Source organism: Kineococcus sp. AC630 (genome assembly GCF_979255925.1).
On sequence record NZ_CEEDMJ010000001.1, the window covers coordinates 231,910 to 257,527 of the forward strand.

A 25,618-nucleotide genomic window follows, 5' to 3' on the forward strand; every position below is an offset into this window, starting at 1 on the left:
CCTGGCGGGCCCGCGCTGCTCCCGTAACCTCACCTGCACATCGGCGCCACCCGGGCCGTCGTCAGGAAGGTGCAACGTGCAGTCGTGGATCGAGCTCCTCGCAGCGACCCGGCGGACGGCGGTGGTCGACATCGGGGCGAACCCCATCGACGGTGACCCGCCCTACGCCCCGATGCTGGCCGCGGGGTTGTGCACCGTCGTCGGGTTCGAACCGCAGGCCGACGCGCTGGCGAAGCTGCACGCGGCGGCCGGTCCTCACGAGCGCTACCTGCAGCACGCCGTGGGCGACGGTGGCGAGCACGAGCTCAAGGTCACCTGGATGAACGGGATGACCAGCCTCTTCGAACCGGACGTCGTGCGCCTGTCGGCCCTGAACGAGTTCGCCCGCTACGGGCAGGTGCTGGAGCGCATCCCGGTCGCGACGACGCGACTCGACGACGTTCCCGACCTCGGACCGCTGGACCTGCTCAAGATCGACGTCCAGGGTTCGGAGCTCATGGTGTTCCAGAACGGCCGGAGGACCCTCGCCGGCGCCGTCGCGGTGCACACCGAGGTCTCCTTCGTCCCGCTCTACCAGGACCAGCCGTTGTTCGCCGACGTCGACGCGGAACTGCGCGCCCAGGGTTTCCTGCCGCACGCCTTCGCCGCCGTCAAGCGCTGGCCGATCTCCCCCGCGGTCCTGGACGGCAACATCTTCGCGACCCACCAGCAGCTCCTCGAGGCCGACGTCGCCTACGTCAAGGACTTCGGCCGGCTCGGGGAACTCTCGACGGAACAGCTCACCCACCTCGCGCTGCTCGCCCACCACGTGTACTCCTCGCCCGACCTGGTGGTGCGCTGCCTGGTGGAACTGGTGGGCCGGGGCGACGTGGACGGTGAGGTCGTGCCGGCCTACGGCCGCGAGCTCGGGGTGTCGTTGGGCACGAACGGGGTCCGCAGCGACGTGTGAGGGCGGGGACGCCGGTGCTCCTCGCGGCCCCACGTCCGCTGCAGGTCGCTGTCGACCGCCTCGGCCGCCGTGACGCCGGGGACCTCGAGGACCTCGGCCCCCTCACCGCGGGCCAGGTCCCGGCTGCGCCGGACCACGAGGTGCTCCCCGACCCGCGCGGGGGCCACGTCGGCGAGATCGCGCAGGGTGCTCCCCGACAGCAGCACGGGGACGTCGAGGTCGACCCGGAACCGGCAGCGGCGCAGCACGTCCCGCGGCGGGCGGCCGCGGTGGACGCGCGGGTCGTCCAGCAGGTCCGCCGCCTCCCCCGAGACCAGCCAGACCCCTGCGTCGGAACCCCGCAGCAGCGAACGGACCGACGCCACGACGTCCGCCGGTTCGCGGCCGCGGTCGTCGAGGGTGACGACGACGTCGGGGTGGGACCAGACCAACCCCTCCCCGCGGGCCGCGGGGTCGGGGACGAACCGGGCGAGCGTCAGACCCTCGAGGTTGCGCGAGGACCGCGCCTGCGCCTCGTCGGTCCGCCCGGCGAAGTCGGGGCCGTCGTGCCAGGCCACGGCGTCGCGGGCGTGCACGAACCCGGCGCCCGCGACCCAGCAGCGGTGCGCGAACTCCCAGTCCTCGCCCCCGTAGGCGGTGAACGCCTCCTCGAACCCGGAGACCGCCTCGAACAGTTCCCGGGTGACGCTGAGCACCGCGGAGATGACGAACCGGTACGCGTCGTCCCCGGCGGCGCGCAGGTCGTCGGTGCGTTCGTAGGCCTCGGCCAGCCAGGCGGGTTCGGGGAACTCCCGCGGAGCCGGGGCGCCCGTCGCGAACCAGTCGCGGAGCTCGCCCGGTGTCGTCGACGCGAGGTCGGCGTGGCGCCGCCGCCCCACCACCAGGTCGGCACCGCCGGCCACCGCACGCACCACGGCCGAGACGTACCCGGGTTCCGGCACGGTGTCGGCGTCGAGGAAGCAGAGCAGCGAACCCCGACCGGCCGCCGCCCCGAGGTTGCGGGCGGCCGCGGCCCGGAAACCCCGGTCCGGCTGGGACACGACCCGCACCGGGTAGGGACGTGGCCCGGGCCGCGGCTCCACCCGGGAACCGTCGTCGGCGACCACGACCTCGAGGGAGGGGTGGTCCTGGAGTTCCAGCGCGGTCAGCACGAGGTCCAGACCGTGCGGGTCCTCGAAGTAGGGCACCACGACCGTGACGAGCGGGATCCTCACGCGGGCAACCGGTCCGCGATCGCCAGGAGTTCTTGGACGGTCTCCTCCAGCGTCGGTCCGCCCGGGCCGCCGGCCCAGCTGAGTTCCGGTGTCGACCAGACCTCGAGCAGGGCGCTCGCCAGGTCGTCGTAGACCCGGACGCAGTCGGGGTGACGCTCCAGCAGTTCCGTGACGTAGTCGCTGCGCGGCACCAGCGGACGACGTCCGGCCCCGATCCAGGCGTTGATGGAACCCGAGGCGGAGAGGTGCTCGTGCGGGGCGACCGGGACGACCGCGGACCGCAGCAGCGCGGGGAGCTCCGCGTCGGGCACGTACCCGGTGACCTCGAAGCTCCGTCCCTTCGCGTGGGCACGGCGGGTGAGTTCCGCCACGAGGTCCTCGTGCCCGTCGGAGGGCCGGCCGAGGGCGGACAGCCCGACCCCGGCGGGCAGGCCGTCGAGGGCGTCCAGGACGAGTTCGTGTCCCTTCCCGGGGTAGAGGAAACCCAGGACGGCCACGGCCACGGGTCGCGCCCACGGGTCCGCCGCGGGCGAGGGGGCGAACCGCGGAACGGGCAGCGGCACCACGTCGGCCACCCGGGTGACCCCGCAGGCCGCGATCAGTCGCTGTTCGTGCCGGCTGGACACCACCACGGCGGAGGCCGCCTCCGCCATCCGCCAGTAGGCCCGCGCCCGGCGGGGGTGGTTGACCGGACCGTCGCTGGGTTGCGGCAGGTCGTGCAGGGTCACCAGCAGGTCCCGCGCCGACGCCAGCCCCTCGACGAACGCGGCCGCCTCGTCGGCGTCCCGGCCGAAGAGCCGGTCGGTGACGTGCACCAGGACGGGTCCGGGCCCCACCCCGTCCAGCTCCCGCAGGACGTCGGGGAGGTCGGGACGTCCCACCCGCCGCACGAGCCGACGGCCGGGGTCGCCGCCCAGGACCCCCCACTGGGCCAGCGCCGCCGCCGTCACCCCGTGCTCGGCCGGGCCGACGACCAGGGCCACCAGGGATCCCGTCACGACAGCACCCCCGCGACCTCCGCGTGCCGGGCCAACCCCGCCTCCGCCACCCCCGGGTGCTCCCAGTACCAGCGCAGGTGGGCCTCGCGGACCTCCGCGTCGGCGACTTCGCGCCCGGCCACGGTCCAGCCCGGCCGCCCGCTCCCCGCCAGCCCCAGGGCGGACAGGACCTCCGGCAGCACCGGGGCGTGGACGCTGTCCAGCAGGGTGCGGCCCGGGTCGTCGACCGCAGCGGGCAGACCGCAGGCCCGCAGGACCCGTTCGGCCAGACCGCGCAGGACGTCGTTGCCGGGATGGTTGACCGTCTGCGTGGCGCGGGCGCCGGCGGCGAGCAGCAGGTCCGCGACCTCGAGCGCTCCGTGCCGGGCGCAGCGCTCCTGCAGTTCCCGCACCGACACCGCACGCACCTCCCGCGCCGCCTCGGGCGAGGGGACCTCGGGCAGCGGTGGACGCCCGGCGGCCAGCGTCAGGGAACGCAGGTCGTGGTAGGGCACGACCGGTGGTTCACCGGACTCCGGACTGCGCACGATCACCTGGAACGGGTGCAGCGCAGCCCACCTCAGCACCGGTACGACCACCACCCGCGGGGTGCGCGGGGCACGGGCGGCCAGCTGCGCCGTGCCGAGCGGCAGGTCGCGGTAGTCGTCCCGCACCGGTTGCGACACGAGGACGTCGACGTGAGCCAGCAGCCGGTCCAGGTGGGGCAGGTCCGCGGCGGTCAGCTCGTGCACCGGGGGTACCCGCACGGTGCGGACCGGGGAGGAGGCCGTCCCCAGCAGGACACGCAAGGACTCCGCCTGGCAGTTCCCGTGGACGAGCACCAGCGGTCGGCCGTCGTCGACGGGCAGGGGCACGAGCCCGTAGAACCCCCCGTAGTGCTCCTCCCTCGTCACGAGTTGACAATAGGGGCATCAGGCCCCGGGGGCCCCTGGGGGCGGAACCGCCTCGGGTGTGCTGTCATCGTCGCGTGCTCGACACCCACACCTCCTCCCACCGGTTCCCGGGAGGACTGACCCGCCAACCGGCGCGTCGGGCGTCGCACGCACGGCGCGGGCCCTCGGAGCCGCTGCGGATCGCGGTGCTCGGACCGAGCCGCCACCCGGTCGCCGAACCGTACGCGGGCGGGCTCGAGTCCTTCGTCGGCACGCTCGTCGACGGGTTGCGTGCCCGCGGCCACCAGGTCCTCCTCTTCGCGGGCGCCGGCTCACCGGGGGTCCAGCCCGAGGTCCTCGGGGGTGGGTCGTGGGCGGCGGACGACCTCGCCCGCACCGACTCGTCGATGCCGGCCGCGGAGTTCATGTCCGAGCACCACGACCACCTCCGCGTCATGACCGCCCTGCGCACGACCTACGCCGGTCACGTCGACGTCGTGCACAACAACTCGCTGCACTACCTCCCCCTCGCCCTGGCCGACACGTTGCCGGTGCCGGTCGTGACGAGCCTGCACACCCCGCCCACGCCGTGGCTCACGTCCGCGCTGGCCGCGGGCGGTGGATCGGCCGCGTTCACCTGCGTCAGCGGCTTCACCGCCGCCCAGTGGTCACCGCACGTGTCGTCGGTGCAGGTCGTGCCGAACGGGGTCGTACCCCGCCGCTGGCGACTCGGTCCGGGACGCGGTGGACTCCTCTGGTTCGGACGGATCGTGCCCGAGAAGGCCCCGCACCTCGCCCTGCGGGCCGCGGCGCTCGCCGGCCGGCACCTGGACCTCGTCGGGCCCGTCGCCGACCGCGCGTACTTCGCCGCCGAGGTGGAGCCGCTGCTGGGGGCGAACGCCACCTACCGGGGGCACCTGGGCGGACACGACCTCAGCGGGGCGGTCGGCAACGCCTCGGCGGTCCTGGTGACCCCGGTCTGGGACGAGCCGTTCGGGCTGGTCTGCGCGGAGGCGGCCATGTCGGGGACGCCGGTGGTGGCCTTCGACCGGGGTGGGATCCGTGAGGTGCTGCACCCGGGCGGGACGACCGCGATGGGGCGCGTCGTGCCGCCCGACGACGTCGCCGCGCTGGCCGCGGCCGTCGACGACGTCCTGGGGCTGGACCGACGTGAGGTCCGGCGCCACGCGCTGGAGCACCTGTCCTTCGACGGGGTGGTCGACGCCTACGAGCGCCTCTACGCGCGGGTGCTCGGACGCTGGTCGGACACCTCCGAGGGCGGGGTCGAGGACCAGGTCGAGGTCGCCGCGTCGTAGGCGGCCAGTCCCCTCTCCTGGAACTCCGCCAGCCAGCCCCCCATCGGGAACCACCCCCACCGCCGGTGGAACACCGCGGCGTTGCGCAGGACGGCCTCCAGGTGCTGGACCGGTGGTCGCTGCGTGGGGTGGTGCTGGTGGTACGCCTGCGCCCCACCCACCCAGTGCAGCGCGCCGCCCATCGACCGCACCGTCGCGGCGACGTCGGTGTCCTCACCGCCGTAGCCGCGGAACTCCTCGCAGAAACCCCCGAACCGGCGCCAGTCCGCTGCCGTCGTGGCGAAGGAGAGGGACCAGAACAACCACCACTGCGACTCGTCGGCGAGGACGACCTCACCGGCCGCCGGGACGGGTCGCGCCGGGTGCGGATCGGCTGCGGCGGAGAGGCCTTCGAGGTCGCGGACGGACCGCACCACGACACCGGGCGGGAGGTAGGCGACGGTTCCGCACCACAGCGCGGGCCCCGCGTCGGCTGCGCCGTGGGCGACCGCCCGTTCGTAGGCGGCGAGGGTGTGGGGCGCCGGGACGCAGTCGACGTCGAGCAGGACCAGGAGTTCCGCTCCCCGACGGACGGCCTCGTCCGCGGCGGCGTTCCGCGCCCGGGCCAGCGGGAGTTCCCCGTCCGGTCCGACGGGGACGTCGACGACGACGACCTCGCAGGTCCCCGGCCGGTCGAACTCGGCGACGACCTCGCGCACGGCCGGGTCGCCCATGGCCGCGACGACGTGCCAGCGCGGCGTGGAGGTGCTGCGCTGCAACCCGATCAGCTGACCGCGGAGGTGGTCGTGGCGACCCGCGACGATGGTGAGGACGGCGGTGGCGCTCACGCGCCACCCTCTCGGTCCGCGAGGTCGTCGAGGAACCGCGCCGCACGGGCCGCCCCGTCGCCGGGCGCCCAGCGCTTCCAGGGTTCCGCGCCGACGGCGCGGGCCTCGACCAGGAGTTCCGGCCACGCTCGGGGTTCCGGCCACTCGTCGAGGGCCGTGATCCCTTCGGCGCGCAGGAGTGCCGCCCGGCGGCGCTGTTCACCGAAGGGACGTTCCTGGGCCACGACGACGGCCGGCCGGCGCGCGGCCGCGACCTCGGCCACCGCGTTGTGACCACCGTGGACGACGACGACCTCGTTGCGCTGCAACGCGTCCCAGACGTCGACCGGCCGGTCCCCACGACCGGGGACGAGGTACTCCCAGGTCCAGCCCGGCGTCGCCTCGCGGGCGCGCCGGAAGTCGTCGTCGCTGACGTCGCGGCCTCCGCTGCCCCAGAGGACGAGCACGGTGCCCGGAACGGGTTCGACGGTGGGGCGCCCGTCGAAGCGCGAGAACGCGCCCACGTGCACGACCGGGGTCCCCGACCTCGGGGCCGGGTCCGCGGGTTCCGGCCACGGGGCCAGCAGGGCCCGGGCGACGTCGCGGCCCAGCCGGTGCGCGGGGTCGTCACGGTCCCCCAGCATCGCCGCCACGACGACGGGGACCCCGCACAGCCGGGCCAGCAGCGTCACCTCGACGGAGACGTCGACGACCACGAGCGCCGGCCGGGTCGTCGCGATCCACGTCGCGATGCGGGCGGTGCGCGCGGCCAACCCCGGGTGGTGCGCGGGAACCCAGTGCAACCGCCCCCCGGCGTCGACGCGGCTGCGGTCGAGGGGTTCGGTGTCGTCCTGCTCGAGCTGCACCCACCCCCCGTCCCAGTCCGCCGGCCGAGGGGCCGAGGAGAGCGCCGTCACCGGCGTGCGCAGGTGCCCGGCGACGGCCCGCAGCCGCTGCACGTGGCCGGAACCCTGGTGGTGGGCGTACCAGCCGATCACCGCGTCACCCCGACCCCACCCGCGACGCGCTCCCGGACGGTCCGGTAGAGGTCCCGGTGCGCGCGTGCGATCTCCAGCCGCTGCGCCGACCGACCCGCCGCGGTGGCCCCGGGAACGCCCGCGAGAGCGCGCCGCAACCCCGTCAGCACGGACTCCACGTCGTGCAGGTCCACCTGTTCCAGCGGGTGCTGCTCGGCGAGGAAACCCGCTCGGCCGGCCAGGACGGCGGTCCCGAGGTCGTGGCAGAGTTCCAGCCAGCCCGAGTGGGTCCCGTGGCCGTAGGCGACGACCGAGACGTCGAGGTCCAGCAGGTAGTCGAGGAGTTCCTCGTCGTCGAAGCGTCCGTGCACCCTCAGGTCGACGCGTCCCTGCTCCGCGGCGGACCGCAACCACGCCGTGAGTTCCGCGTCGTGGCGGGGGAAGTCGGGGCGCAGCGCCTCGTCGTGGACGTCGACGCGCAGCCGGGCCCCGGGCACCCGGGCCACCGCGTCGGCCAGCGTCCGCACCGCGGGCAGGGCCAGCAGGTTCGCCCGCAGGCTCTTGAGGTGCAGCCCGACGACGGGTGCGGGGTGGGCGGGGCGCGGGTTCCCGATGCGTTCCGGCGGCGCGAGGTGCGGGTGCGGGACGACCACCGGCGTGCGACCCCACCGGTCCTGGACCGCCTGCGCCGCACCGGGTGTCAACGTGAGGAGGCCGTCGGCGGCCGGGACCAGGACGTCGAGCAGGCGGTGGTACCCGGACTGGTCCAGGAGGTGCGGGTTCTCCAGGTCGTGCACGGTGAGGACGAGGGCCTTCCCGGCACCCCGCAGCGCGTCCACCAGGTCCTGGAGTTGCGCCGGGGTGCGCGACTCGAACCCGAAGTGCAGGTGCAGGACGTCGAACTCCGCGGCGTGCCCGACCACCCACGCGGCGTCGAGCGCCCGCGACGGGGCCCACGCGCCCGACGGCGCGGGTTCCGGTACCACGGTGACGTCCGGGACCCGTGCGTCCTGCACGTTGGCGACGTAACCGTGCCCACCCGGGACGTGCAGCACCCGGACGGCCCGCGCGGTCGTCCCCTCGTTGATCTCCACGGCAGTCATGGTGCGGGTTCCCGGGCGCTCGCGCGAGCTCGTCAGGCGGTGCGGCAGGGTGCGGGAGAGGAGGACAGGGCGTCGATCAGCTTGCTGATGCGGCGGACGTGGTGCAGCGTCACGCCGTGCGCGAGGAGCGCCGTCGGCAGCAGGGTCCGGCGCTCCGGGGCGATGCGCTCCAGGACCGCGAGGGTGTGCTCCGCCGCCGCGAGCAGACCGTGCTCCTCGGAGGCGAGCAGCGCGACGGTGTCCAGCCACGGCTCGTCGGCGGGTTCGGTGCGCCCGGCGGGTGCTGCGGGGTCGCCGAGGTCCAGCGGCGCCACCACCGAGGCCCAGCCGCGCAGCTGTCCCGCGGCACCCTCGACGACGACCAGCGACGCGCCGTGGGCCCGCTGGACGGCCAGGTGCAGGGCGGCCAGGTCGGGGCAGTAGGCGAGGACCGGCACCCCGCGGGCCCCGCCCGTGCTCATCCGCGGCGTCGCCGCGGTGTGCCGCCGGGCGAAGGCGAGCAGACGCTGGTTGACCGTCACGGTGACCTTGTCGTTGGTCACGAGCAGGCTCCGCGCACCGGACTCGGCGCTGCGCTGCTCGACCCAGGCGATCGCGACGTCCGCGGCGGCGTCCCGTGGCCCGGCCTCGCGGAAGGGAACCCAGGCCGCGCGGTAGGTCGGCGGGATCCGGATCGGCACGACGTCAACCTAGCCTCAGCCCGGAGCGGCCGCACCCACGACTCACGCGTCCGGCAGCGCGCGTAGGACGGGCCGGGGACGGGGCGGGCGGTAGCCTCGCGCCACCAGTCCGCGGCTCGAGGGGAACCAGTGCAACTCGCGCAACGCGCCCAGACCGTCCAGCCGTTCCACGCCCTGGCCTTCGGCGAGCAGGCGGCGGTCCTCGAGGCGCAGGGCCACCACGTGGTGCGGCTCAGCATCGGGGAACCGGACTTCGGGGCCCCGCCGGCCGTGCGCGAAGCCATGCGGCAGGTGATGGACGGCCGTCCTCTCCCCTACACCCCGTCGATGGGTTCTCCCGCGCTGCGCCGGGCGATCGCGGGCTTCTACCGGGACCGGCACGGCGTCGAGGTGGACCCCGCGCGGATCGTCGTCACCTCCGGCGCGTCCAGCGCCCTGCTGCTGGTGCTGGCCGCGACGACCGACCCGGGGTCCGAGGTCGTGATGGCCGACCCGTCCTACCCCTGCAACCGGCAGATGGTGGAGACCTTCGGCGGGGTCGTCGTCACGGTGCCCACCACCGCGGCGTCGCGCTACCAGCTCGACCCCGGCGGCGTCGAGCGGGCGTGGACCGAGCGCACCCGCAGCGTCATGGTCGCCACACCGTCCAACCCGACGGGGACGTCCGTCCCCTTCGCGCAGTTGAGCGAGATCTGCGGGCAGGCGCGGGCCCGGGGGGCCTGGCGGATCGTCGACGAGATCTACCTCGACCTCTCCGACCCGGCGCCCGACGGCGCGGCGCCGCGCACGGTGCTCTCGGTCGACCCGGACGCGATCGTCGTCAACAGCTTCTCCAAGTACTTCGGCATGACCGGTTGGCGGCTGGGCTGGGCGGTCCTGCCGGCCGGGCTCGTCCCCGCGGTCGAGAAGCTCGCGATGAACTACTTCCTCTGCGCCTCCGCACCCGCGCAGCAGGCGGCGCTCGCCTGCTTCACCCCGGAGACCCTGGCCCTGTGCGAGGAGCGCCGCCTCGAGCTCGGGGAGCGCCGCCGGATCGTGCTGACCGGGCTGGCCGGGATCGGGCTCCCCGTCCCCGTCGAACCCGACGGCGCGTTCTACGTCTACTTCGACGTCAGCGGGACCGGCCTGGGCGCCTGGGAGTTCTGCGAGCAGGCCCTGCAGCGGGCGCACGTCGCGCTGACGCCGGGTCGCGACTTCGGGGAGGCGACCGCCGAGACCCACGTCCGGTTGTCCTACGCCGCCTCGCGCGAAGAACTCCGCGAGGGCATCAGCCGACTGGGACGGTTCCTGGGTCTCCTCGGCGACGCCTCCTGACCACCGGGTCCAGACCCCTGCCGAGGGGCGGGACCGGGAACCGCCGGGGCTGGGTCCCGCGCACCCGACGTCGCCGGGCTGCCGCCTCGCGTTCGGCGAGGAGCAACGCACGCCGCACGGCCCTCCCGGGGTCCGGCGGGGGCGGGATCGTCAGCATCGTTCTCCACTGGTGCGGTCGGGCGTGGTCACCGAACGGTAGGACGACTTCGGCTCTGCCGCAGGCCGAACGCTCCTGCGTACCAGCCCAGTCACGGAACGCGACGAACACCTCTGGAGTGGTGCGCCGCGCGGGGGCACAGCATGCTCGATCCCGTGACGAACCCTGTGATGCTCCCGTGAGGTACCGCGGCGACGCCCGCCTCGACACCGGCAACGTGCAGGACCGCCGCGGCGGCGGGGGCGGGCGGGCCGTCGCCCTCGGCGGTGGCGGGCTGGGGATCGTGGGTGTCCTCGTCCTCGTCCTGTTCCAGGTCCTCGGCGGGCAGGGCGACTCGCCGTCGCAGTTCGGGGGCGTGCTGGACGGGCTCGGGTCGGGCCAGAGCGCCGCCGGGTCCGAGCTCGCGGCGTCCTGCCGCACCGGCGAGGACGCGAACCAGAAGGAGGAGTGCGCCCTCGTCGCCGACATCGACTCGATCCAGACGTACTGGGGCGGGGTGCTGGGCGGCAACTACACCGAGACCGACACCGTGTTCTTCTCCGGGTCCGTCTCGACGGGCTGCGGGGCGGCCTCGTCGGGGACCGGTCCGTTCTACTGCCCGGCCGACCGGCTCGTCTACGTGGACCTGTCCTTCTTCGACGAGCTGCGGACCCGGTTCGGCGCCGAGGGCGGGACGTTCGTGAACGCCTACGTCCTCGCCCACGAGTACGGGCACCACGTGCAGGACCTGCTGGGCACCAGCGACTCCGTCCAGGCCGGGGTGAGCGGGCCGGACAGCGGCAGCGTCCGGCTGGAGCTGCAGGCGGACTGCTACGCGGGGACGTGGGCGAACCACGCGACGACGGTGCCGGACGACTCGGGCGGCCCGCTCATCGAGGAACTCACCGACGACGACGTCGCCCGCGCCCTGGACACGGCGGGACGCATCGGCGACGACTTCATCCAGACGAACCTCGGCGACGGCAGCACCGACCCCGGCTCCTACACGCACGGCACCTCGGAGCAGCGGCAACGCTGGTTCACCACGGGGTTCCGGGGTGGGGACCCGGCGCAGTGCGACACGTTCGCCGCGTCGACGCTCTGAGCCGAGGGGCCTCACCCGGGGAGGGTCACGGCTCCCACGAGGTCCGTCTCCTCGTGCTCGTGTTCGTGTTCGGCGAGGCCCCGCACGGCGCCGCCCGCGGGCCGCGGGAAGTCCGCCCAGGCCCGGCTGGGGAAGTCTCGGCGCACCACCGGGGCGACCTCGGTCGCGAAGAGTTCCAACGTCGCCCGCTGCTCGGAGACGGGCAGGCCCTGGCCGTCCACCCCGATCGCGAGGAGTTCGTGACCGAACGCCCCGTGGTAGTTCCCGATCTTGTCGACGACCTGCTCCGGGGATCCGACGAGGTTCGGCCCGCGCTCGACCGCGTCCTCGAGGGAGGCGAACGGGGACCTGTTGTGCGCCGCCGCAGGGGTCGCCATGTACCCCTCCCACAGGGGCCGGAACCGCTCGAGGGCCTCCTGGGAGGTCCTGGCCAGGTGCACGCCCCCCGAACCGGCGCCGACGAGGGCCCGGGCGGGGTCGTGACCGTGCTCGGCGAAGCGCTGCCGGTAGTGCGCGATGAGGTCGGCGTACTTGGCCTGCGGGTGGAAGGCGTTGGCCGAGAACAGCGGTTCGCCGAAGCGGGCCGCGAGTTCGGTGGACTCCCGGCTGGACGCCGAACCGTGCCAGACCCGCAGCGGCCCGTCGAGGGGCCGCGGGTAGGTCGTCGCCCCGCGCAGGTCCGGACGGTAGCGCCCCGACCAGTCGACCCCCTCCTCCCGCCACAACCGGCGCAGGAGCTCGTAGTTCTCCCGGTTGCGGTCCCACTGGTCGGCGAGCCCGAACCCGAACAGCTCCGACTGGTGGGCGTCGTTGCCCTTGCCGATGATCATCTCAAACCGCCCGTCGGAGAGGTGGTCGAGGGTGGCGTAGTCCTCCGCGACCCGGACGGGGTCGAGCAAGCTCAGGACGGTCACCGTGGTGAAGAGCCGGATGCTCGACGTCCGGGCCGCCAGGTGGGCCAGCACGACGGTCGGGGCGGAGGACAGGAACTCCGGGGAGTGCCGCTCCCCCACCCCGAAGGCGTCGAGACCGAGCTGCTCGGTGAACTCCGCGGTCTCGACCACCTCGCGGAAGCGCTGGCGCGGCGAGGTGGACCTCCCACCGGCGGCGTCACCGCTGGTGCCGATGAGGGACATCACGAGGAACTTCACGGGGTGCTCAGATCCTTCTCGAAGGCCAGGGGGCCGATGGTCTCGGGGTCCACCGCGACGTCGAACAGCGGCCGGTAGCCCGTGGTCAGGTACAGGTGCTTCGCCTCGGGCTGGCGCGGTCCGGTCGTGAGGTAGGTGCGGCGGTAGCCCGCCGCGACGGCCCGGCGTTCGAGTTCCACGAGGACCCGACGGGCGAGCCCCCGCCGACGCTGCGCCGGGTGGGTCCAGATCCGTTTCAGCTCGGCGGTCCGATCGTCGTAGCGGCGGTAGGCACCGCCGGCGACGGGATCGCCGTCCTCGAGCAGCAGGAGCAGGACGCCGTGGGGTTCCTCGAACTCGCGCGCCGGGTAGCGCTCGAGCTCCTGCCGGACCTGGTCGGGGGTCCCGCCGTAGCGGGTCCCGTACTCCCGGGCCAGGTCGTCGAAGAGCGGCCGCGCGAGGTCGTCGTGCGGTCCGACGATCCGGACCAGCAGGTCCACGGGTTCGGCGGTCACGACACGTCCTCCAGGGCCCGTCGGCCGGGGATGGCCTCCAGCAGTTCGACCGTGTACGGGTGCCGCGGTGCGGAGAACACCTCCTCGGAGGTGGCGAACTCGACGAGTTCACCCCGGCGCATCACCCCGACCCGGTCGCAGACCTGGCGGACGACGGCCAGGTCGTGGGAGATGAACAAGTAGCTCAGCCCGTGGTCGGCCTGCAGCTGCACGAGGAGTTCCAGGATCTGCGCCTGGACGGAGACGTCGAGCGCGGAGACGGGTTCGTCGCACACCACGAACTCAGGCTCCAGCGCGAGGGCCCGCGCGATGGCGACGCGCTGCCGCTGCCCGCCGGAGAGTTCCGCGGGCCGCCGTTCGAGGACGTCCGCCGGCAACCGCACCTGGTCGAGCAGCTCCACCGCGCGTCGTCGTCGCGAGGCCCCGTTCCCGATGCCGAACGCGCGCAAGGGCTCCGCGACGGTCTCCCCCACGGCGACGCGAGGATCGAGCGAGGCGTAGGGGTTCTGGTAGACGAGCTGCATCCGCCGTCGCAGCTCGCGCCAGGCCGAGCCCCGCAGGCCGGCGGTCGGCCTCCCGTCGAACAGGACCTCGCCCGTCGTGGGACGTTCCAGGCCCAGGACGAGGCGGGCGGTGGTGGTCTTGCCCGAGCCGGACTCCCCCACCAGCCCGACCGTCTCACCCCGGCCGACGTCGAAGCTGACGTCGGAGACGGCGGTCTGGGCGTTGCCCCGGCCCGGCAGCGGGAACTCCTTCACCAGGTTCCGCACCCGGACGAGCGGTTCCGCCGGTCGCGGTGCCGGCGGCGCGGTGCGCTCGCGGGGTCGGGCGGTGATGCGGGCGCTGGACAGGCTGGGTGCGCTGGCGAGCAACTGCCGGGTGTAGGCGTGCCGCGGTCGGGTGAGCACCTGGTGGGCGGTCCCGACCTCGACGACCTCGCCCTCGGACATCACCACGACGCGCGTGGCCCGGTCGGCGGCCACCGCCAGGTCGTGGGTGATGAACAGCACGGCGGTGCCGGCCTCGCGGGTGAGGTCCTCGAGGTGGTCGAGGACGTGTCGCTGGACGGTGACGTCGAGGGCGCTGGTGGGTTCGTCGGCGACGAGCAACCGGGGCCCGGCCGCGAGCCCGATCGCGATGAGGACGCGCTGGCGCATCCCGCCGGAGAGTTCGCTCGGGTACTGCCTCGCGCGGAGCGCGGCGTCGGGCAGGCCGGCCGCGGTCAGCAGGTCCACCGCGCGCACCCGGGCGGCGGCCCCCCTGGCCAGCCCGTGCACGTGCAGCGCCTCGGCGACCTGGTCGCCGATGCGCTTCACGGGGTTCAGCGACAGCGTCGGGTCCTGCGGGACCAGGCCGATGCGCGCGCCGCGGACCCGCCGCCAGGCGGTGTCGCTCAGACCCACGAGTTCGTCGCCCTCGAGCAGGACGGAACCGGCGTCGACCGACCCGTTGCCCGCCAGCAGCCCCACGACGGCGTGCGCCGTGGTGCTCTTGCCGGACCCGGACTCCCCCACGACCGCGACGACCTCACCGGGGTGGACGTCGAACGAGACGCCGTGCACGACCTCCTTCCTCCCGGCCCGGCCGGTGTAGGAGATCCGGAGGTCCTGCACCTGCAGCAGCGGAGCGTTCACGCGGCGTTTCCCTTCTCCAGGGCCCGGGCGATGCGGTTGGCGGACAGCACGACGGCCGCCACCACCAGACCGGGCAACGTCGTCAGCCACCACGAGGTCGCCAGGTAGTCGCGCCCGCCGGACACGAGCGAACCCCACTCGGGGGCGGGCGGGGGCGCCCCGAACCCCAGGAAGCTCAGCGACGAGACGGCGAGGACGGCGACCCCGAACTCGAGCGCCGACAGCGCCAGGACGGGGCCCGCGGCGTTGGGCAGCACGTGCCGGAAGAGCACACCCGTCGTCCGGACGCCACCGGCCCGGGCCGCCTCGACGTAGACCGCGGAGCCGACCTTCAGCACCTCCGAGCGCATGACCCGGGCGAAGTTCGCGACCGTCCCGATGCCCACGGCGATCGCCACCTTGGTCGTGCCGAAACCCAGTGCGGTGATGAGGGCCATCGACAGCAGCAGCGCCGGGATGGACAGCAGCACGTCCATGACCCGCATGAGCACGTCGTCGACGACACCGCGCACGAAGCCCGAGACCAGCCCGACCAGCGTGCCGACGAGGAGTCCGATGAGGACGGCCAGCACCGTCGCCTGCAACGTCAACCGCGAGCCGTGGACGACCCGGGAGAACAGGTCCCGGCCGAGGTGGTCGGTGCCGAACAGGTGGGCCGCGGAGGGTCCCTGCAACCGGTCGGCGGGAACGCCGTCGATCGGGCTCTGCGCGGTGAAGAGGTCCGGGACCACCGCCCAGAGCAGCACCAGCAGGAGGACCAGGCCGGCGAGCACCACGTCGGGACGGCGCAGCCGGCTCGGGACCCCGCGCCGGGGTCTGACCGGTCTGCGGTAGCGGACGTCGATGTCGAGGACGTCGAGGACGTCCTCGGGTGCGGGCCGGCTCACGTGCCGGCCCCCACGACGACGCGGTCCGCGGTGCGGTCCCGGCGCTTCGAGGCGCGCGCGGCACCGATCACCCGGATGCGGGGGTCGAGCACCGGGTAGAGGAGGTCGACGACCAGGTTGGTGACCACGAACACCGTCGCGGCCAGCAGGACCAGGCCCTGCACGAGCGGGATGTCCTGACCGTTGACGGCGGTCACCGTCAGCCGCCCGATCCCGACCCGGGAGAACACGGTCTCGACCACGACGGCCCCCGCGAGCAGGTTCCCCACGACGACCCCGCCGATGGTGAGCGCCGGGATGGTGGCGTTGCGGAACGCGTGGCGCAGGTGCACCCGGGCCCGGGACGCGCCCTTGGCCCGGGCGGTCTCGACGTACGGTTCGGCCAGGGCCGTCCGCAGACCCCGGGCGAGGACCTGCGCGATGGAGGCCGAGACCGGGATCGCCAGCGTGACGGCCGGCAGGACGAGGCTGGAGACCCCCCGGTTGCCCAGCGCGGGGAAGACCGGGATCCGGAACGAGAACACCTGGATGAGCAGCAGCCCGACCCAGAACGTCGGCAGCGAGACCCCCAGCGGGGGCAGGGCGAGCAGCAGCGTCCGCACCCAGCCCCAGCGCGTCCAGGTCGAGAGGAAGGCGATCCCGACCCCCAGGACGAGGGCGACCACGAAGGCCGAGGCGGCGAGCAGGGCCGTCTGCGGCAACGCGTCCGCGATCGACGTCGACACCGGTGCGCCGTTCTGGATCGAGTTCCCGAGGTCCAGGTGCAGCGTGCGCCAGAGCGCGTGGACGTACTGCACGGGCAACGGGTCGTCGAGTCCGTACTCGGCGCGCAACGCCGCCGCCTGGGCGGGGTCGACCGCGGCCTGCTCCCCGCCCTGACCACCGGCGAGCATGATCGAGACCGGGTCGCTCGGGAGCAGGTAGAGGATGACGAACGTCACGGTGAACGCCGCCCACAGGACCAGCACGGCCTGACCGAGACGGCGGCCCACGTAGCCCACGAGCCCGAGGTTCACGAGGTCTTCCAGGCGTCGTAGAACCACAACCGGGAGGAACCCTCGAACTGCAGGTCGTGCACGTCGTCGCTCGCGGCGATGACGGTGGAGAGTTCGACGAGCGGGATCGAGTGGGCCTGGGTCAGGAGGAGCTTCGACGCCTGGGCCACGAGGTCCGCGCGCTGCGCGGGGTCGGTCGTCGCGGCCTGCCGGGTCAGCAGGTCGTCCACCTCGCTGTGCGCGCGGTGGTTCACGTTGCGCGCCTCGGTGGAGAAGATCGTGCGGGCGACGTCCGGGTCGGAGCGGGTCAGGTTGTAGAAGATCGCGTCGTAGTCGCCGGAGTTCTGCTGCGCCGTCGTCTCGGCCGTCGTGCCCTGCTTCAACTGCAGGTCGATCCCGACCTCGCGCACCTGCTGCTGCACGAGTTCCAGCACCGCCGAGGTGGGCTGCCAGAAGGTGATCGTGAAGGAGAGCTCCTGGCCGTCCTTCGCGCGGATCCCGTCCGCACCCTTCGTCCAGCCGGCCTGGTCGAGGAGGGCGTTGGCCCCGGCGACGTCGTGGGCGAGGACGTCGGAGTCGTCGGGTGCGTCCGGGGTGGACGCCGAGAGCGCCGACGTCACGGCCACGTCACCCGGGTTGAGGATGCTCGCCAGTTGTTCGCGGTCGATGGCCTTCGACAGGGCCTGGCGGACGCGTTCGTCCTGGAAGACCGGCCGCGACTCGTTGGGGAAGAAGTTGTAGGGGATGCCCGGGTTCGCGCGACGTTCGGTCCAGAAACCGCCGCCGTCGAACTGCGGGAGGTCCTGCGCGGAGATCGCCGTCGTCGCGTCGATCTGACCCGACTGCAGCGACCCGGTGCGCACGCTCGCCTCGGGGACCACCTGGTAGGTGATCGTGTCGAGGTAGGCGTCACCACTGTGCTTCGAACCCGTCGGGGCCCAGGCGTAGCCGGTGCGCTTCTTCAGCACGACCTCGCTGTCCTTCGTGTACTTCCCGACCACGAAGGGACCGGATCCGACGAGAGTCGTTCCGTCGCAACGAGTCGCGGGATCCGCGGTGGTCGTGGCGACGGAGAGCAGACCGAGGCTCATCGTCGACGTCGCCTGCAGGAACTGTGCGCTCGGCTGCGAGAACGTCACGACGGCCGTTCGCGCGTCCGGCGTCTGCGTCCCGGTGTAGCCCGCGAGGTAGGCCGAGGCCAACGACGCCTTCGCCCCGAGCGCGACGATGCCGTCGAGGTTCGCCTTGACCGCCGCGGAGTCGAGCGGCGTCCCGTCGGAGAACGTGGCGCCCTCACGCAGGTGGAACGTGAACGTCCTCGCGTCGGGGCTGACCTCCCAGCTCTGGGCCAGCCACGGCTGGACCTGACCGTCGAGGTCCTGGACCGTGAGGGAGTCGACGAGCTGGCGACCGACGTTCAGGGCGTCGTTGTTGCCGACCTGCTGCGGGTCGATGCAGCCGGAGTCGACCTGGATGGCGAAGGTGAGGTTCCCGCCGGCGACGGGTTCACCGTCGGCGGCGGCACTGCCGTCGTCCTGGCTCCCGCCACCGCAGGCGGTGAGGGCGAACAACGCGACGAGGGCGACGGCGGACAAGGGCGTGCGGGTGCGCAAGGGTTCTCCAGGCTGAGGGGTACGTCGAAGACACGTCCGGCCTGCGGCGGGGACGCGGGGTGACCGGCACGTTCCCGGTCAGCGGGGGTGCTGGGTCAGCGACAGCCGGTGGAACCGGTGAGGCAGAAGTCGACGATGCGCCTCAGGACGGCGACGTGGGACGTCTTGTTCACTGCGCTCCTCCATCGTTCCTGGCGGAAGCACCCGCGCCCGTTGCCGGGGGGTTGCTGCGACGTCGTCGAGCCAGGTCTCTCAGCCGCTCTGGATGGTGTTCTGCAGGAATCATAGGGACCCCCTGCCGGAATCTCAACCCGCCCGGCCGGGTCGGCGGGAACCCGGGCCGAACGAGCGCCGCCCTCCTGACCTCGGGAGGTCAGGAGGGCGGCTGGCGTCCGGCGGGGATCCGCTCGGACGGGGGCGTCAGCTCGTCGCGACGGCGTGCGCGGGGAGTTCCGCGCGGACGGTGCGGGCGGCCTCGACGAGGTTGCGCAGCGACTCGGTGGTCTCGGCGTAGCCACGGGTCTTGAGGCCGCAGTCCGGGTTCACCCAGACCTGGCGGGCCGGGACCGCGGCGACGGCGGCGCGCAGCAACCCGACGACCTCCTCGGTCGAGGGAACGCGCGGCGAGTGGATGTCGTAGACCCCCGGCCCGATGCCCCGCGCGAAACCGGCCCGCGCGATGTCGCCGAGGACCTCCATGCGCGAGCGTGCCGCCTCGATGCTCGTGACGTCCGCGTCGAGGCCGTCGATCGCGTCGATGACCTCACCGAACTCCGAGTAGCAGAGGTGGGTGTGGATCTGCGTCGCGTCGGCGGCACCGGCCGTCGCCAGGCGGAACGAGTTCACCGACCAGTCCAGGTAGGCGGGCTGGTCCTGGGTGCGCAGGGGCAGCAGCTCCCGCAGAGCGGGTTCGTCGACCTGGACGATCCCGATGCCGGCGGCCTCGAGGTCGCTGACCTCGTCGCGCAGCGCCAGGGCGACCTGGCGGGCGGTGTCGCCCAGCGGCTGGTCGTCACGGACGAAGGACCAGGCGAGGATCGTCACCGGGCCGGTCAGCATGCCCTTGACGGGCTTCGTCGTGCGTGTCTTCGTGTACCGGCTCCAGGGCACCGTGATCGGCGCCGGACGGACGACGTCACCCCAGAGGATGGGCGGGCGCACGCAGCGCGACCCGTAGGACTGGACCCAGCCGTGGGCGGTGACGGCGAACCCGTCGAGCTGCTCGGCGAAGTACTGGACCATGTCGTTGCGCTCGGGTTCCCCGTGCACGACGACGTCGAGGCCCAGTTCCTCCTGCAGGTCCACGACGCGGTCGATCTCCGCCTTGAGGAACTCCTCGTAGGCGGCCGTCGCGAGGTCTCCGCGCGTCCACGCGGCGCGCGCCTTGCGGATCTCGCCCGTCTGCGGGAACGAGCCGATCGTCGTCGTCGGCAGCGCCGGCAGACCCAGCGCCTGTTCCTGGGCGAGGCGGCGCACGGCGTAGTCGCTGCGCCCGAAGGCCTCCGGGGTCAGCGCTCCGAGCCGGTCGCGCACCTCGGGACGCACCACGCCGGGGGCGCCGACGCGGTCGGCCCGGGCCTGCGCCGACGCGGTCAGTTCCTCCTGCACCGCCGCTGCGTCCCCCAGCGCCTTGCCCAGGACGACGACCTCGGCGACCTTCTGGTCGGCGAACGCGAGCCAGCCGCGCAGGCGCTCGTCGAGGGTGGTCTCGCGGGTCACGTCGTGCGGGACGTGCAGCAGCGAGGTGGACGTCCCCGCGACGACGTGGGCGGCGGAACCCTCGAGGGTCCGCAGCCGGGCCAGCGCCTCGACGAGGTCGACCCGCCAGACGTTGTGACCGTCCACGACCCCGCCGACGACCGTCTTGCCGTGCAGCAGTTCCGGACGCGCCGGCGTCGCGCCGCGGACGAGGTCGAGGGCGAGACCCTCGACCGCCGTGGCGGCCAGGGGTTCCAGGAGGTCACCCGGGTCGCCGTAGGGCGTCGCGACCAGCAGGCGCGGACGGCCCTCGAGCGCCGCGAGGCGGTCGTAGGCGCGACGGACGAGGTCGGCGAGACCCTCGACGCCGTTCGTCGCGGAGTCGCTGACCAGCGCCGGTTCGTCCAGCTGCAGCCACTCCGCCCCCGCGGCCGCGTAGGCGGCGAGGAGTTCCTCGTAGGCGCCGAGCAGGTCGTCGAGCCGGGAGATCGGGGCGAAACCCGCCGGGGCGTCGTCGGCCGCCTTGGCCAGCAGCAGGAACGTCACGGGCCCGACCACGACGGGACGGGTCAGGAACCCGTCGGAGAGCGCCTCGGCGAACTCCCGCACCCCACGGTCGTCGGCGAACCGGAAGGTCGTCGACGGCGAGATCTCGGGAACGAGGTAGTGGTAGTTGGTGTCGAACCACTTCGTCATCTCCAGCGGGGCGTCCGCACCGCGACCGCGGGCGATCGTGGAGTACCCCACGAGGTCGACGCGGCCGTCCTCGCCCACGACGTCGGCGAAGCGCGGCGGGACGGCGCCGACGGCGACGGCGGCGTCGAGCACCTGGTCGTAGGCCGAGAACGCGGACGGGATCGACGCGTCGTGCGCCGGCAGGCCGAGGGAGTTCAGCCGGCGGACCGTGGCGGCACGAACCCCGGCCAGGGCGGCCTCGGTGGTGGCGAGGTCGGCGCGACCGGCCCACAGGGCCTCGAGGGCCTTCTTGGCCTCGCGGTCGGCGCCGATGCGCGGGTAGCCGAGGACGGTGGCGGTCCAGGTGGGGAAGTTCTCGGTGCTCACGGGGTGGGACCTCCTACCGCAGCGATGCGGCTCTGGGTGGATCGGGGCAGGTTCAGGTGGTCGAGCAGGTCGAGCGCGGGTTCCGCCGCGTTGAACGTGTAGAGGTGCAGTCCGGGGGCGCCGGCGTCGAGCAGTCCCGCCGCGAGTCCCGACGAGAACGCCGTCGACGCCCGGCGGCGCTGGGCGGTGTCGTCGGTGTCGAGCGCCGCGAGCAGCTGTTCCGGGGCCGGGACACCGGCCAGCTCACCGATGCGCTGCAACCGGCGGGCGTCGTCCGTCACGGCGATGCCCGGCAGCAGCGGGATGCTCACCCCGGCGGCGCGCGCCCGGCGCACGAAGGTGGCGTACTCGTCGACCGAGAACGTCACCTGGCAGATCGCGAAGTGCGCACCGGCGTCCTGCTTGGCGCGCAGGGCCGCCAGTTCCGCGTCGCGACCGCGGGGGAAGGCCGCCACGGCGAGGGTCAGGGGACCCTCGTCGACGGGGACGCGACCGCCCCGCAGCGCGGAGCGCCGCCGGTCGGCGACCTGGAGGAGTTCCACCAGGTCCCGCGCGGTCGCCAGACCGTCCGGGTGCGGGGTCCAGTCCGCGCTCCCGACCGGCGGGTCGCCCCGCAGCGCGAGGACGTTGCGGACACCGGCGTCGAGGAACTCGCTGGCGAGTTCCACGACCTCACGTCGCGAGGACCCCACGCACGTCAGGTGGGCCATCGCCGGCACGGCCGTCGAACCCAGGACGTGGGCCAGCAGCTCCCGGCTCGGTCCCTTCGTCGCGCCGGCTGCCCCGAAGGTGACGGAGACGAAGTCGGGGTGCGTGTCGAGGAGATCGGAGAGCCTGCGCCACAGCGACTCCCGCCCGTTCTCGGAACGGGGCGGGAAGAGTTCGAAACTGACGGTGGGCCTCCCGGTCGCGGCGGCGACGAGGGGAGCCAGCGTCATCGCGGCCGGCCCCGGTCCGGAACCGGGTACGCGTCAGGGACATCGGTGGGGCGCATCACGAACTCCATCGGCCTGGCTTTAGCACCCTCGCCCGGGCTCGGGGGGTTGCTGCGGCGTCGTCGAGCCAGGACTCTCGGCCGCTCTGGATGGTGTTCACCGAATGTAGACCGGGGTCGACGCGATCCACAAGTGCTGTTCCGGGGTTCCCCCGAACGGGGGAACTACCCGACACGTGGGGTTCTGGCGGAGTTCCGACGGGTTCGCGACACGCCGATCTTGCTCAGCGGGGTCCGACGTGGCAACCTCAGCGCAGGTCATGAGCGCCAGCGACAAGCCCCGGCTCGCTGGCCGGCAACCCTCCCTCCGCGGCGGGGTGCCCCGGGTGACGACCTGGTCGACGCCGCAGTGGCGCCGGCAAGCGCGGACCTCGCCGGGGTGATCCCGGTCCTCCCGGCAGGGTCCAGTTCCTCCAGGAGACTCCTCGTGACGCTCAGCACCCTCTCCCCCCTCCGCTGCCCGGCGCCCGTCGCACCGCTGCTGCCCGTGGTCGGCAGGGACACCCGCGTCCCGCTCGCCCAGGGCGGGTCGACCACCTACGCGAACCTGGACAACGCCGCGAGCGCGCCCGCCCTCGTCTCCGTCGCCACCCGCGTCGCCCAGGTCCTCCCCCACTACGCCAGCGTCCACCGCGGCGCCGGGTACCTCTCACGCGTCTCCACCGCCCTGTTCGAGCAGGCCCGGGCCGAGGTCGGGACCTTCCTGGGGGCGCGCCCCGACGACGTCGTCGTCTTCACCCGGAGCACGACCGACGCGCTCGACCTGCTCGCCCGGGCCGTCCCGCAGGGCTCCAGGGTCCTGGTGGCCGACGTCGAGCACCACGCGAACCTGTTGTCCTGGCAGCGGTCAGCCCTGACCACGGTCCTGCGCGGCGGGTCGGACGCGGAGGAGACCGCGACGCTGCTGGAGGCCGAGCTCGCCCGCGGCGGGTACGCGCTGCTGGCCGTCGCCGGTGCCTCCAACGTGACCGGTGAGGTCCTGCCGCTGCGCCGGCTGGCCCGGGCCGCGCACGCGGCCGGCGCCCGCATCGCCGTCGACGGGGCGCAACTGCTCCCCCACCGCAGGGTGGACCTCGGTCGCGACGGGATCGACTGGATCGCGCTGTCCGGGCACAAGCTCTACGCCCCCTACGGGGCGGGCGCGCTCGTCGGTCGTCGCGACTGGCTCGACGCCGCCGATCCCTACCTCGCGGGTGGGGGCGCCACCCTCGACGTGCGCCACGACGCGGTGCGGTGGGCCACCGGGCCCGACCGCCACGAGGCGGGTTCCCCGAACGTGCTCGGCGCCGTCGCCCTCGCCCAGGCCTGCAGCACGCTCGCCACGCTGGCCCCCGGAGCGCTCGAGGCGCACGAGGAGGCGTTGCGCGAACGGCTCGTCGGCGGGCTGACGGCGCTGGCGGGCGTCGAGGTCGTGCGCCCCCGCCCCGACGACGCCGTGGGGGTCGTGACCTTCACCGTCCCCGGTCGCTCGGTCTCCGAGGTCGCGGCCTTCCTCTCGGCCGAGCACGGGATCGGTGTGCGCGACGGACGGTTCTGCGCCCACCGGTTCGCCGACTCCCTCGGTCTGGCCGACGGCGGGCTGAGGGTCTCCACCGGGGTCGGGACGGGATCGGCCGAGGTCGAACGGCTGCTGGCCGCGGTCGAGCAGTTCGTCGGTGCCGGGCCGGAGCTCGAGTACGGGATCGTCGAGGGGCACTGGGGTCCCACGACCGACGCTCGCCCGGAACCCGCGTCCTTCCTGCCCGCGCCCGGTGCCGGCGTGGACCTGGGGTGACCTCGTCCCCGACGCCTCAGCCCGCAGGGACGACGGCCTCGCGCGATCGCCGGGGCCGACCGCACGAACCGAGGAGACACGACGTGAGCGACACCACCGCAGCACCCCAGGCACCGCTCGTCGACGCCGAGACCGCCGGACGCGCCGTCGCCGCCGGTGCGCTGTTCGTCGACGTCCGCAGCGACGCCGGGCGGGCCGCCGCCGGCGACCTGCCGCAGGCCGTCGTCGTGGCCAAGACCGAGGTGGCGGAGAAGTTCGCCCTCGGTTCCGGCACCGCGCTGGCGGAACTCACCGGGAAGGACCAGCAGATCGTCGTGATCTGCGGTTCTCCCGCGGGCTCCGGCCCCGTCACCGCCGAACTGCTGGCGGCAGGCTTCACCGACGTCGTGCAGGTCGACGGCGGGTTCCCGGCCTGGAAGGCCGCGGGGCTGAGCGTGGGCGAACCCGCTCAGACCTGATCCACCCCGGTCGACGGGGCGGGACGTCAGGGCATCGGCTCGCTGCTGGGCCGGGACCCGTCGCCGATCCCGCCACGTTCAGCCTCGGCGAAGAGCGCGCGCAGCTCCCCCTCGAACTGCGGCCAGCTCAGCTCGCCGGGGGCCGGCTCGTCGTCGAGCGGCGACCAGGCGTACCCCCACTGCCCCTGCCCCGCGATGGCCAGTCCGGCCACGATCGACGACACCCAGTGCGCCAACAGTTCTCGTACCCGGTCACGCATGGTCGCCTCCTCGTCGATCGGTGGAGAGCACTGTGACACAGACGGCGGCTGCCGTACCCACCACTCAGGAGATTTCCATGCCGACCCCCTTCCACGTGTTCCTCGACGTCGACGGCGGCGGGTGGCACCCCGCGGCCTGGCGCCGCTCCCGGGTCTCCCCCGACGCCGTGTTCTCCCCCGCGCGGTTGAAGGAGTTCGCCGTCACCGCGCAGGCCCAGGGCCTCACGGGACTCACCTTCGAGGACTCCACGCTGCCGGACCCCCGCAACCCCCGCGGGCACCTGGACGCGGTGCAGCGGGCGGCCTTCCTCGCCGGGACCACCGACACGATCGGTCTGCTGCCGGTCGCCGCGACCACCTACTCCGAACCGTTCCACGTGGCGGCGCAGATCGCGTCGCTGGACCACTCCAGCGCCGGCCGCGCCGGCTGGATCGCGACGACGTCCACCCCCGCCGTGGCCCGGACGGTGGACCTCCCCGTGCTCGACGACCCGCAGGCGGAACTCACCGACGTGGTCGGGGCCGTGCGGAGGTTGTGGGACTCCTGGGAGGACGACGCGGTGGTCCGCGACGTCGCCACGGGACGCTACGTCGACCGCGACCGGTTGCACCACGTCGACGTCGTCGCCACCAACTTCTCGGTCAAGGGCCCGCTCACCGTGCCCCGTCCCCCGCAGGGGCAGCCGGTCGTGGCCGCCCACGAACGCGACCTCCTCGACCCGGACGTGGTCGACGTCGTCCTCACGGGCAACGAGCGGACCCGGCGCAGCGCCGGTGGTCCGCTGGTCGTGCTCGAGGTCGAGTTCGCCCTCGACACCGCGGCCGCCTCGGGTGCGCAGCGGGTCGAGGCGCTCGACGCCGACGCCCCGGCCCCCGTACGGGACCGGCTGCGCTGGGCGGGGTCCGGTGAGGGCTTCGCGCGGTACCTCGCCGGTCTCGCGGGTTCCGTCGACGGTGTCCGGCTGCACGCCGCCGTCCTCGACGAGGACCTCCGCACGCTGCTGCGCACCACCTTCCCCGCCCTGCGCGTCGCCCGGCTGCTGCAACCACCCGCCGCCGGTGCGACCTTGCGCACCACCCTCGGCCGTCCCCGGCCGGTCAACCAGTTCGCGACGGCCTGAGGAGTCC

Annotated in this window: 23 protein-coding genes and 3 riboswitches; of the genes, 7 read left to right on the plus strand and 16 right to left on the minus strand. The window is 73.9% G+C overall.

Annotation, left to right across the window (positions count from 1 at the left end):
• Positions 1 to 76: 76 nt before the first annotated feature.
• A complete protein-coding gene (locus AC0I8G_RS01105; RefSeq protein ID WP_471728321.1) occupies positions 77 to 949 on the plus strand; it encodes an FkbM family methyltransferase in 873 nt (290 codons plus the stop codon).
• Here AC0I8G_RS01105 and AC0I8G_RS01110 read toward each other — a convergent pair.
• The 3 genes from AC0I8G_RS01110 to AC0I8G_RS01120 are packed head-to-tail and all read right to left on the minus strand — an operon-like array spanning position 892 to position 4,054.
• Positions 892 to 2,163, minus strand: coding sequence for a glycosyltransferase (locus tag AC0I8G_RS01110; RefSeq protein ID WP_471728322.1), 1,272 nt, complete (start codon positions 2,161 to 2,163; stop codon positions 892 to 894). The genes AC0I8G_RS01105 and AC0I8G_RS01110 overlap by 58 nt on opposite strands.
• The gene (locus tag AC0I8G_RS01115; protein WP_471728323.1) at positions 2,160 to 3,161 is read right to left on the minus strand and encodes a glycosyltransferase family protein; all 1,002 of its coding nucleotides are present in this window, start codon (positions 3,159 to 3,161) and stop codon (positions 2,160 to 2,162) included. Before AC0I8G_RS01115 ends, AC0I8G_RS01110 begins: the two co-directional genes overlap by 4 nt.
• Positions 3,158 to 4,054 (minus strand): WcbI family polysaccharide biosynthesis putative acetyltransferase, encoded by an 897-nt coding sequence (locus tag AC0I8G_RS01120; protein ID WP_471728324.1) that lies wholly within the window; start codon positions 4,052 to 4,054, stop codon positions 3,158 to 3,160. Before AC0I8G_RS01120 ends, AC0I8G_RS01115 begins: the two co-directional genes overlap by 4 nt.
• A 74-nt stretch (positions 4,055 to 4,128) precedes the next feature.
• Here AC0I8G_RS01120 and AC0I8G_RS01125 point away from each other — a divergent pair, with 74 nt between their 5' ends.
• Positions 4,129 to 5,349 carry a glycosyltransferase gene (locus AC0I8G_RS01125; protein ID WP_471728325.1) on the plus strand — a complete coding sequence of 407 codons (1,221 nt, stop codon included), beginning with the start codon at positions 4,129 to 4,131 and terminating at the stop codon, positions 5,347 to 5,349.
• On the opposite strand, the gene AC0I8G_RS01130 is transcribed toward AC0I8G_RS01125, so the two are convergent.
• From AC0I8G_RS01130 to AC0I8G_RS01145, 4 genes are read right to left on the minus strand one after another with little or no spacing between them, the layout of a single operon-like run.
• Positions 5,271 to 6,176, minus strand: a complete 906-nt coding sequence (locus tag AC0I8G_RS01130) for a glycosyltransferase family 2 protein (RefSeq protein WP_471728326.1) — start codon at positions 6,174 to 6,176, stop codon at positions 5,271 to 5,273. The two genes, AC0I8G_RS01125 and AC0I8G_RS01130, sit on opposite strands and share 79 nt — an antisense overlap.
• Complete coding sequence (locus AC0I8G_RS01135; RefSeq protein WP_471728327.1) at positions 6,173 to 7,153, minus strand: glycosyltransferase; 981 nt, start codon at positions 7,151 to 7,153, stop codon at positions 6,173 to 6,175. The genes AC0I8G_RS01130 and AC0I8G_RS01135 overlap by 4 nt, the downstream gene beginning before the upstream one ends.
• Positions 7,150 to 8,226 (minus strand): glycosyltransferase family 1 protein, encoded by a 1,077-nt coding sequence (locus tag AC0I8G_RS01140; RefSeq protein ID WP_471728328.1) that lies wholly within the window; start codon positions 8,224 to 8,226, stop codon positions 7,150 to 7,152. The genes AC0I8G_RS01135 and AC0I8G_RS01140 overlap by 4 nt, the downstream gene beginning before the upstream one ends.
• Positions 8,227 to 8,267: 41 nt before the next feature.
• Positions 8,268 to 8,915: a hypothetical protein gene (locus AC0I8G_RS01145; protein WP_471728329.1), complete on the minus strand. Its 648-nt coding sequence runs from the start codon at positions 8,913 to 8,915 to the stop codon at positions 8,268 to 8,270.
• Positions 8,916 to 9,044: 129 nt separating this feature from the next.
• Here AC0I8G_RS01145 and AC0I8G_RS01150 point away from each other — a divergent pair, with 129 nt between their 5' ends.
• A complete protein-coding gene (locus AC0I8G_RS01150; protein ID WP_471728330.1) occupies positions 9,045 to 10,229 on the plus strand; it encodes an aminotransferase class I/II-fold pyridoxal phosphate-dependent enzyme in 1,185 nt (394 codons plus the stop codon).
• A 335-nt stretch (positions 10,230 to 10,564) separates the two neighbouring features.
• Positions 10,565 to 11,470, plus strand: a complete 906-nt coding sequence (gene ypfJ, locus AC0I8G_RS01155; protein ID WP_471728331.1) for a KPN_02809 family neutral zinc metallopeptidase — start codon at positions 10,565 to 10,567, stop codon at positions 11,468 to 11,470.
• An 11-nt stretch (positions 11,471 to 11,481) separates the two neighbouring features.
• Here the strand turns inward: ypfJ and AC0I8G_RS01160 are convergent, their stop codons facing one another.
• From AC0I8G_RS01160 to AC0I8G_RS01195, 8 genes are all read right to left on the minus strand, one after another.
• Complete coding sequence (locus tag AC0I8G_RS01160) at positions 11,482 to 12,621, minus strand: LLM class flavin-dependent oxidoreductase (protein WP_471728332.1); 1,140 nt, start codon at positions 12,619 to 12,621, stop codon at positions 11,482 to 11,484.
• The gene (locus AC0I8G_RS01165; RefSeq protein WP_471728333.1) at positions 12,618 to 13,115 is read right to left on the minus strand and encodes a GNAT family N-acetyltransferase; all 498 of its coding nucleotides are present in this window, start codon (positions 13,113 to 13,115) and stop codon (positions 12,618 to 12,620) included. The genes AC0I8G_RS01160 and AC0I8G_RS01165 overlap by 4 nt, the downstream gene beginning before the upstream one ends.
• Positions 13,112 to 14,749, minus strand: a complete 1,638-nt coding sequence (locus AC0I8G_RS01170) for a dipeptide ABC transporter ATP-binding protein (RefSeq protein ID WP_471728334.1) — start codon at positions 14,747 to 14,749, stop codon at positions 13,112 to 13,114. The genes AC0I8G_RS01165 and AC0I8G_RS01170 overlap by 4 nt, the downstream gene beginning before the upstream one ends.
• Positions 14,746 to 15,594, minus strand: coding sequence for an ABC transporter permease (locus tag AC0I8G_RS01175; protein ID WP_471728441.1), 849 nt, complete (start codon positions 15,592 to 15,594; stop codon positions 14,746 to 14,748). Before AC0I8G_RS01175 ends, AC0I8G_RS01170 begins: the two co-directional genes overlap by 4 nt.
• A gap of 38 nt (positions 15,595 to 15,632) precedes the next feature.
• Positions 15,633 to 16,652 carry an ABC transporter permease gene (locus tag AC0I8G_RS01180; protein WP_471728335.1) on the minus strand — a complete coding sequence of 340 codons (1,020 nt, stop codon included), beginning with the start codon at positions 16,650 to 16,652 and terminating at the stop codon, positions 15,633 to 15,635.
• Positions 16,649 to 18,244 (minus strand): ABC transporter substrate-binding protein, encoded by a 1,596-nt coding sequence (locus AC0I8G_RS01185; RefSeq protein WP_471728336.1) that lies wholly within the window; start codon positions 18,242 to 18,244, stop codon positions 16,649 to 16,651. Before AC0I8G_RS01185 ends, AC0I8G_RS01180 begins: the two co-directional genes overlap by 4 nt.
• 179 nt (positions 18,245 to 18,423) lie before the next feature.
• Positions 18,424 to 18,516, minus strand: a riboswitch (SAM riboswitch).
• A gap of 148 nt (positions 18,517 to 18,664) precedes the next feature.
• A complete protein-coding gene (gene metE, locus AC0I8G_RS01190) occupies positions 18,665 to 21,004 on the minus strand; it encodes a 5-methyltetrahydropteroyltriglutamate--homocysteine S-methyltransferase (RefSeq protein WP_471728337.1) in 2,340 nt (779 codons plus the stop codon).
• Positions 21,001 to 21,942, minus strand: a complete 942-nt coding sequence (locus AC0I8G_RS01195; protein WP_471728338.1) for a methylenetetrahydrofolate reductase — start codon at positions 21,940 to 21,942, stop codon at positions 21,001 to 21,003. The genes metE and AC0I8G_RS01195 overlap by 4 nt, the downstream gene beginning before the upstream one ends.
• 61 nt (positions 21,943 to 22,003) lie before the next feature.
• Positions 22,004 to 22,095: riboswitch (SAM riboswitch) on the minus strand.
• A 159-nt stretch (positions 22,096 to 22,254) separates the two neighbouring features.
• Positions 22,255 to 22,369: riboswitch (SAM riboswitch) on the plus strand.
• A 56-nt stretch (positions 22,370 to 22,425) separates the two neighbouring features.
• Between AC0I8G_RS01195 and AC0I8G_RS01200 the strand changes: the two genes are divergently transcribed.
• Together AC0I8G_RS01200 and AC0I8G_RS01205 are read left to right on the plus strand one after the other, a co-directional pair.
• On the plus strand, positions 22,426 to 23,772 hold the full coding sequence (locus AC0I8G_RS01200) for an aminotransferase class V-fold PLP-dependent enzyme (protein ID WP_471728339.1): 1,347 nt from the start codon (positions 22,426 to 22,428) through the stop codon (positions 23,770 to 23,772).
• 83 nt (positions 23,773 to 23,855) lie between these two features.
• The gene (locus AC0I8G_RS01205) at positions 23,856 to 24,230 is read left to right on the plus strand and encodes a rhodanese-like domain-containing protein (protein WP_471728340.1); all 375 of its coding nucleotides are present in this window, start codon (positions 23,856 to 23,858) and stop codon (positions 24,228 to 24,230) included.
• Between the two features lie 26 nt (positions 24,231 to 24,256).
• Here AC0I8G_RS01205 and AC0I8G_RS01210 read toward each other — a convergent pair whose 3' ends face one another.
• Positions 24,257 to 24,490, minus strand: a complete 234-nt coding sequence (locus AC0I8G_RS01210; RefSeq protein WP_328292737.1) for a hypothetical protein — start codon at positions 24,488 to 24,490, stop codon at positions 24,257 to 24,259.
• Between the two features lie 77 nt (positions 24,491 to 24,567).
• Here AC0I8G_RS01210 and AC0I8G_RS01215 point away from each other — a divergent pair, with 77 nt between their 5' ends.
• Positions 24,568 to 25,611: an LLM class flavin-dependent oxidoreductase gene (locus AC0I8G_RS01215; protein ID WP_471728341.1), complete on the plus strand. Its 1,044-nt coding sequence runs from the start codon at positions 24,568 to 24,570 to the stop codon at positions 25,609 to 25,611.
• The last annotated feature ends 7 nt before the right edge of the window (positions 25,612 to 25,618 follow it).

Excerpts from the sequence above, each read along its gene's own strand:
- AC0I8G_RS01195 (WP_471728338.1), bottom strand. The coding sequence starts at position 21,942 with ATGACGCTGGCTCCCCTCGTCGCCGCCGCGACCGGGAGGCCCACCGTC.
- AC0I8G_RS01210 (WP_328292737.1), bottom strand. The coding sequence starts at position 24,490 with ATGCGTGACCGGGTACGAGAACTGTTGGCGCACTGGGTGTCGTCGATC.
- AC0I8G_RS01215 (WP_471728341.1), top strand. The coding sequence starts at position 24,568 with ATGCCGACCCCCTTCCACGTGTTCCTCGACGTCGACGGCGGCGGGTGG.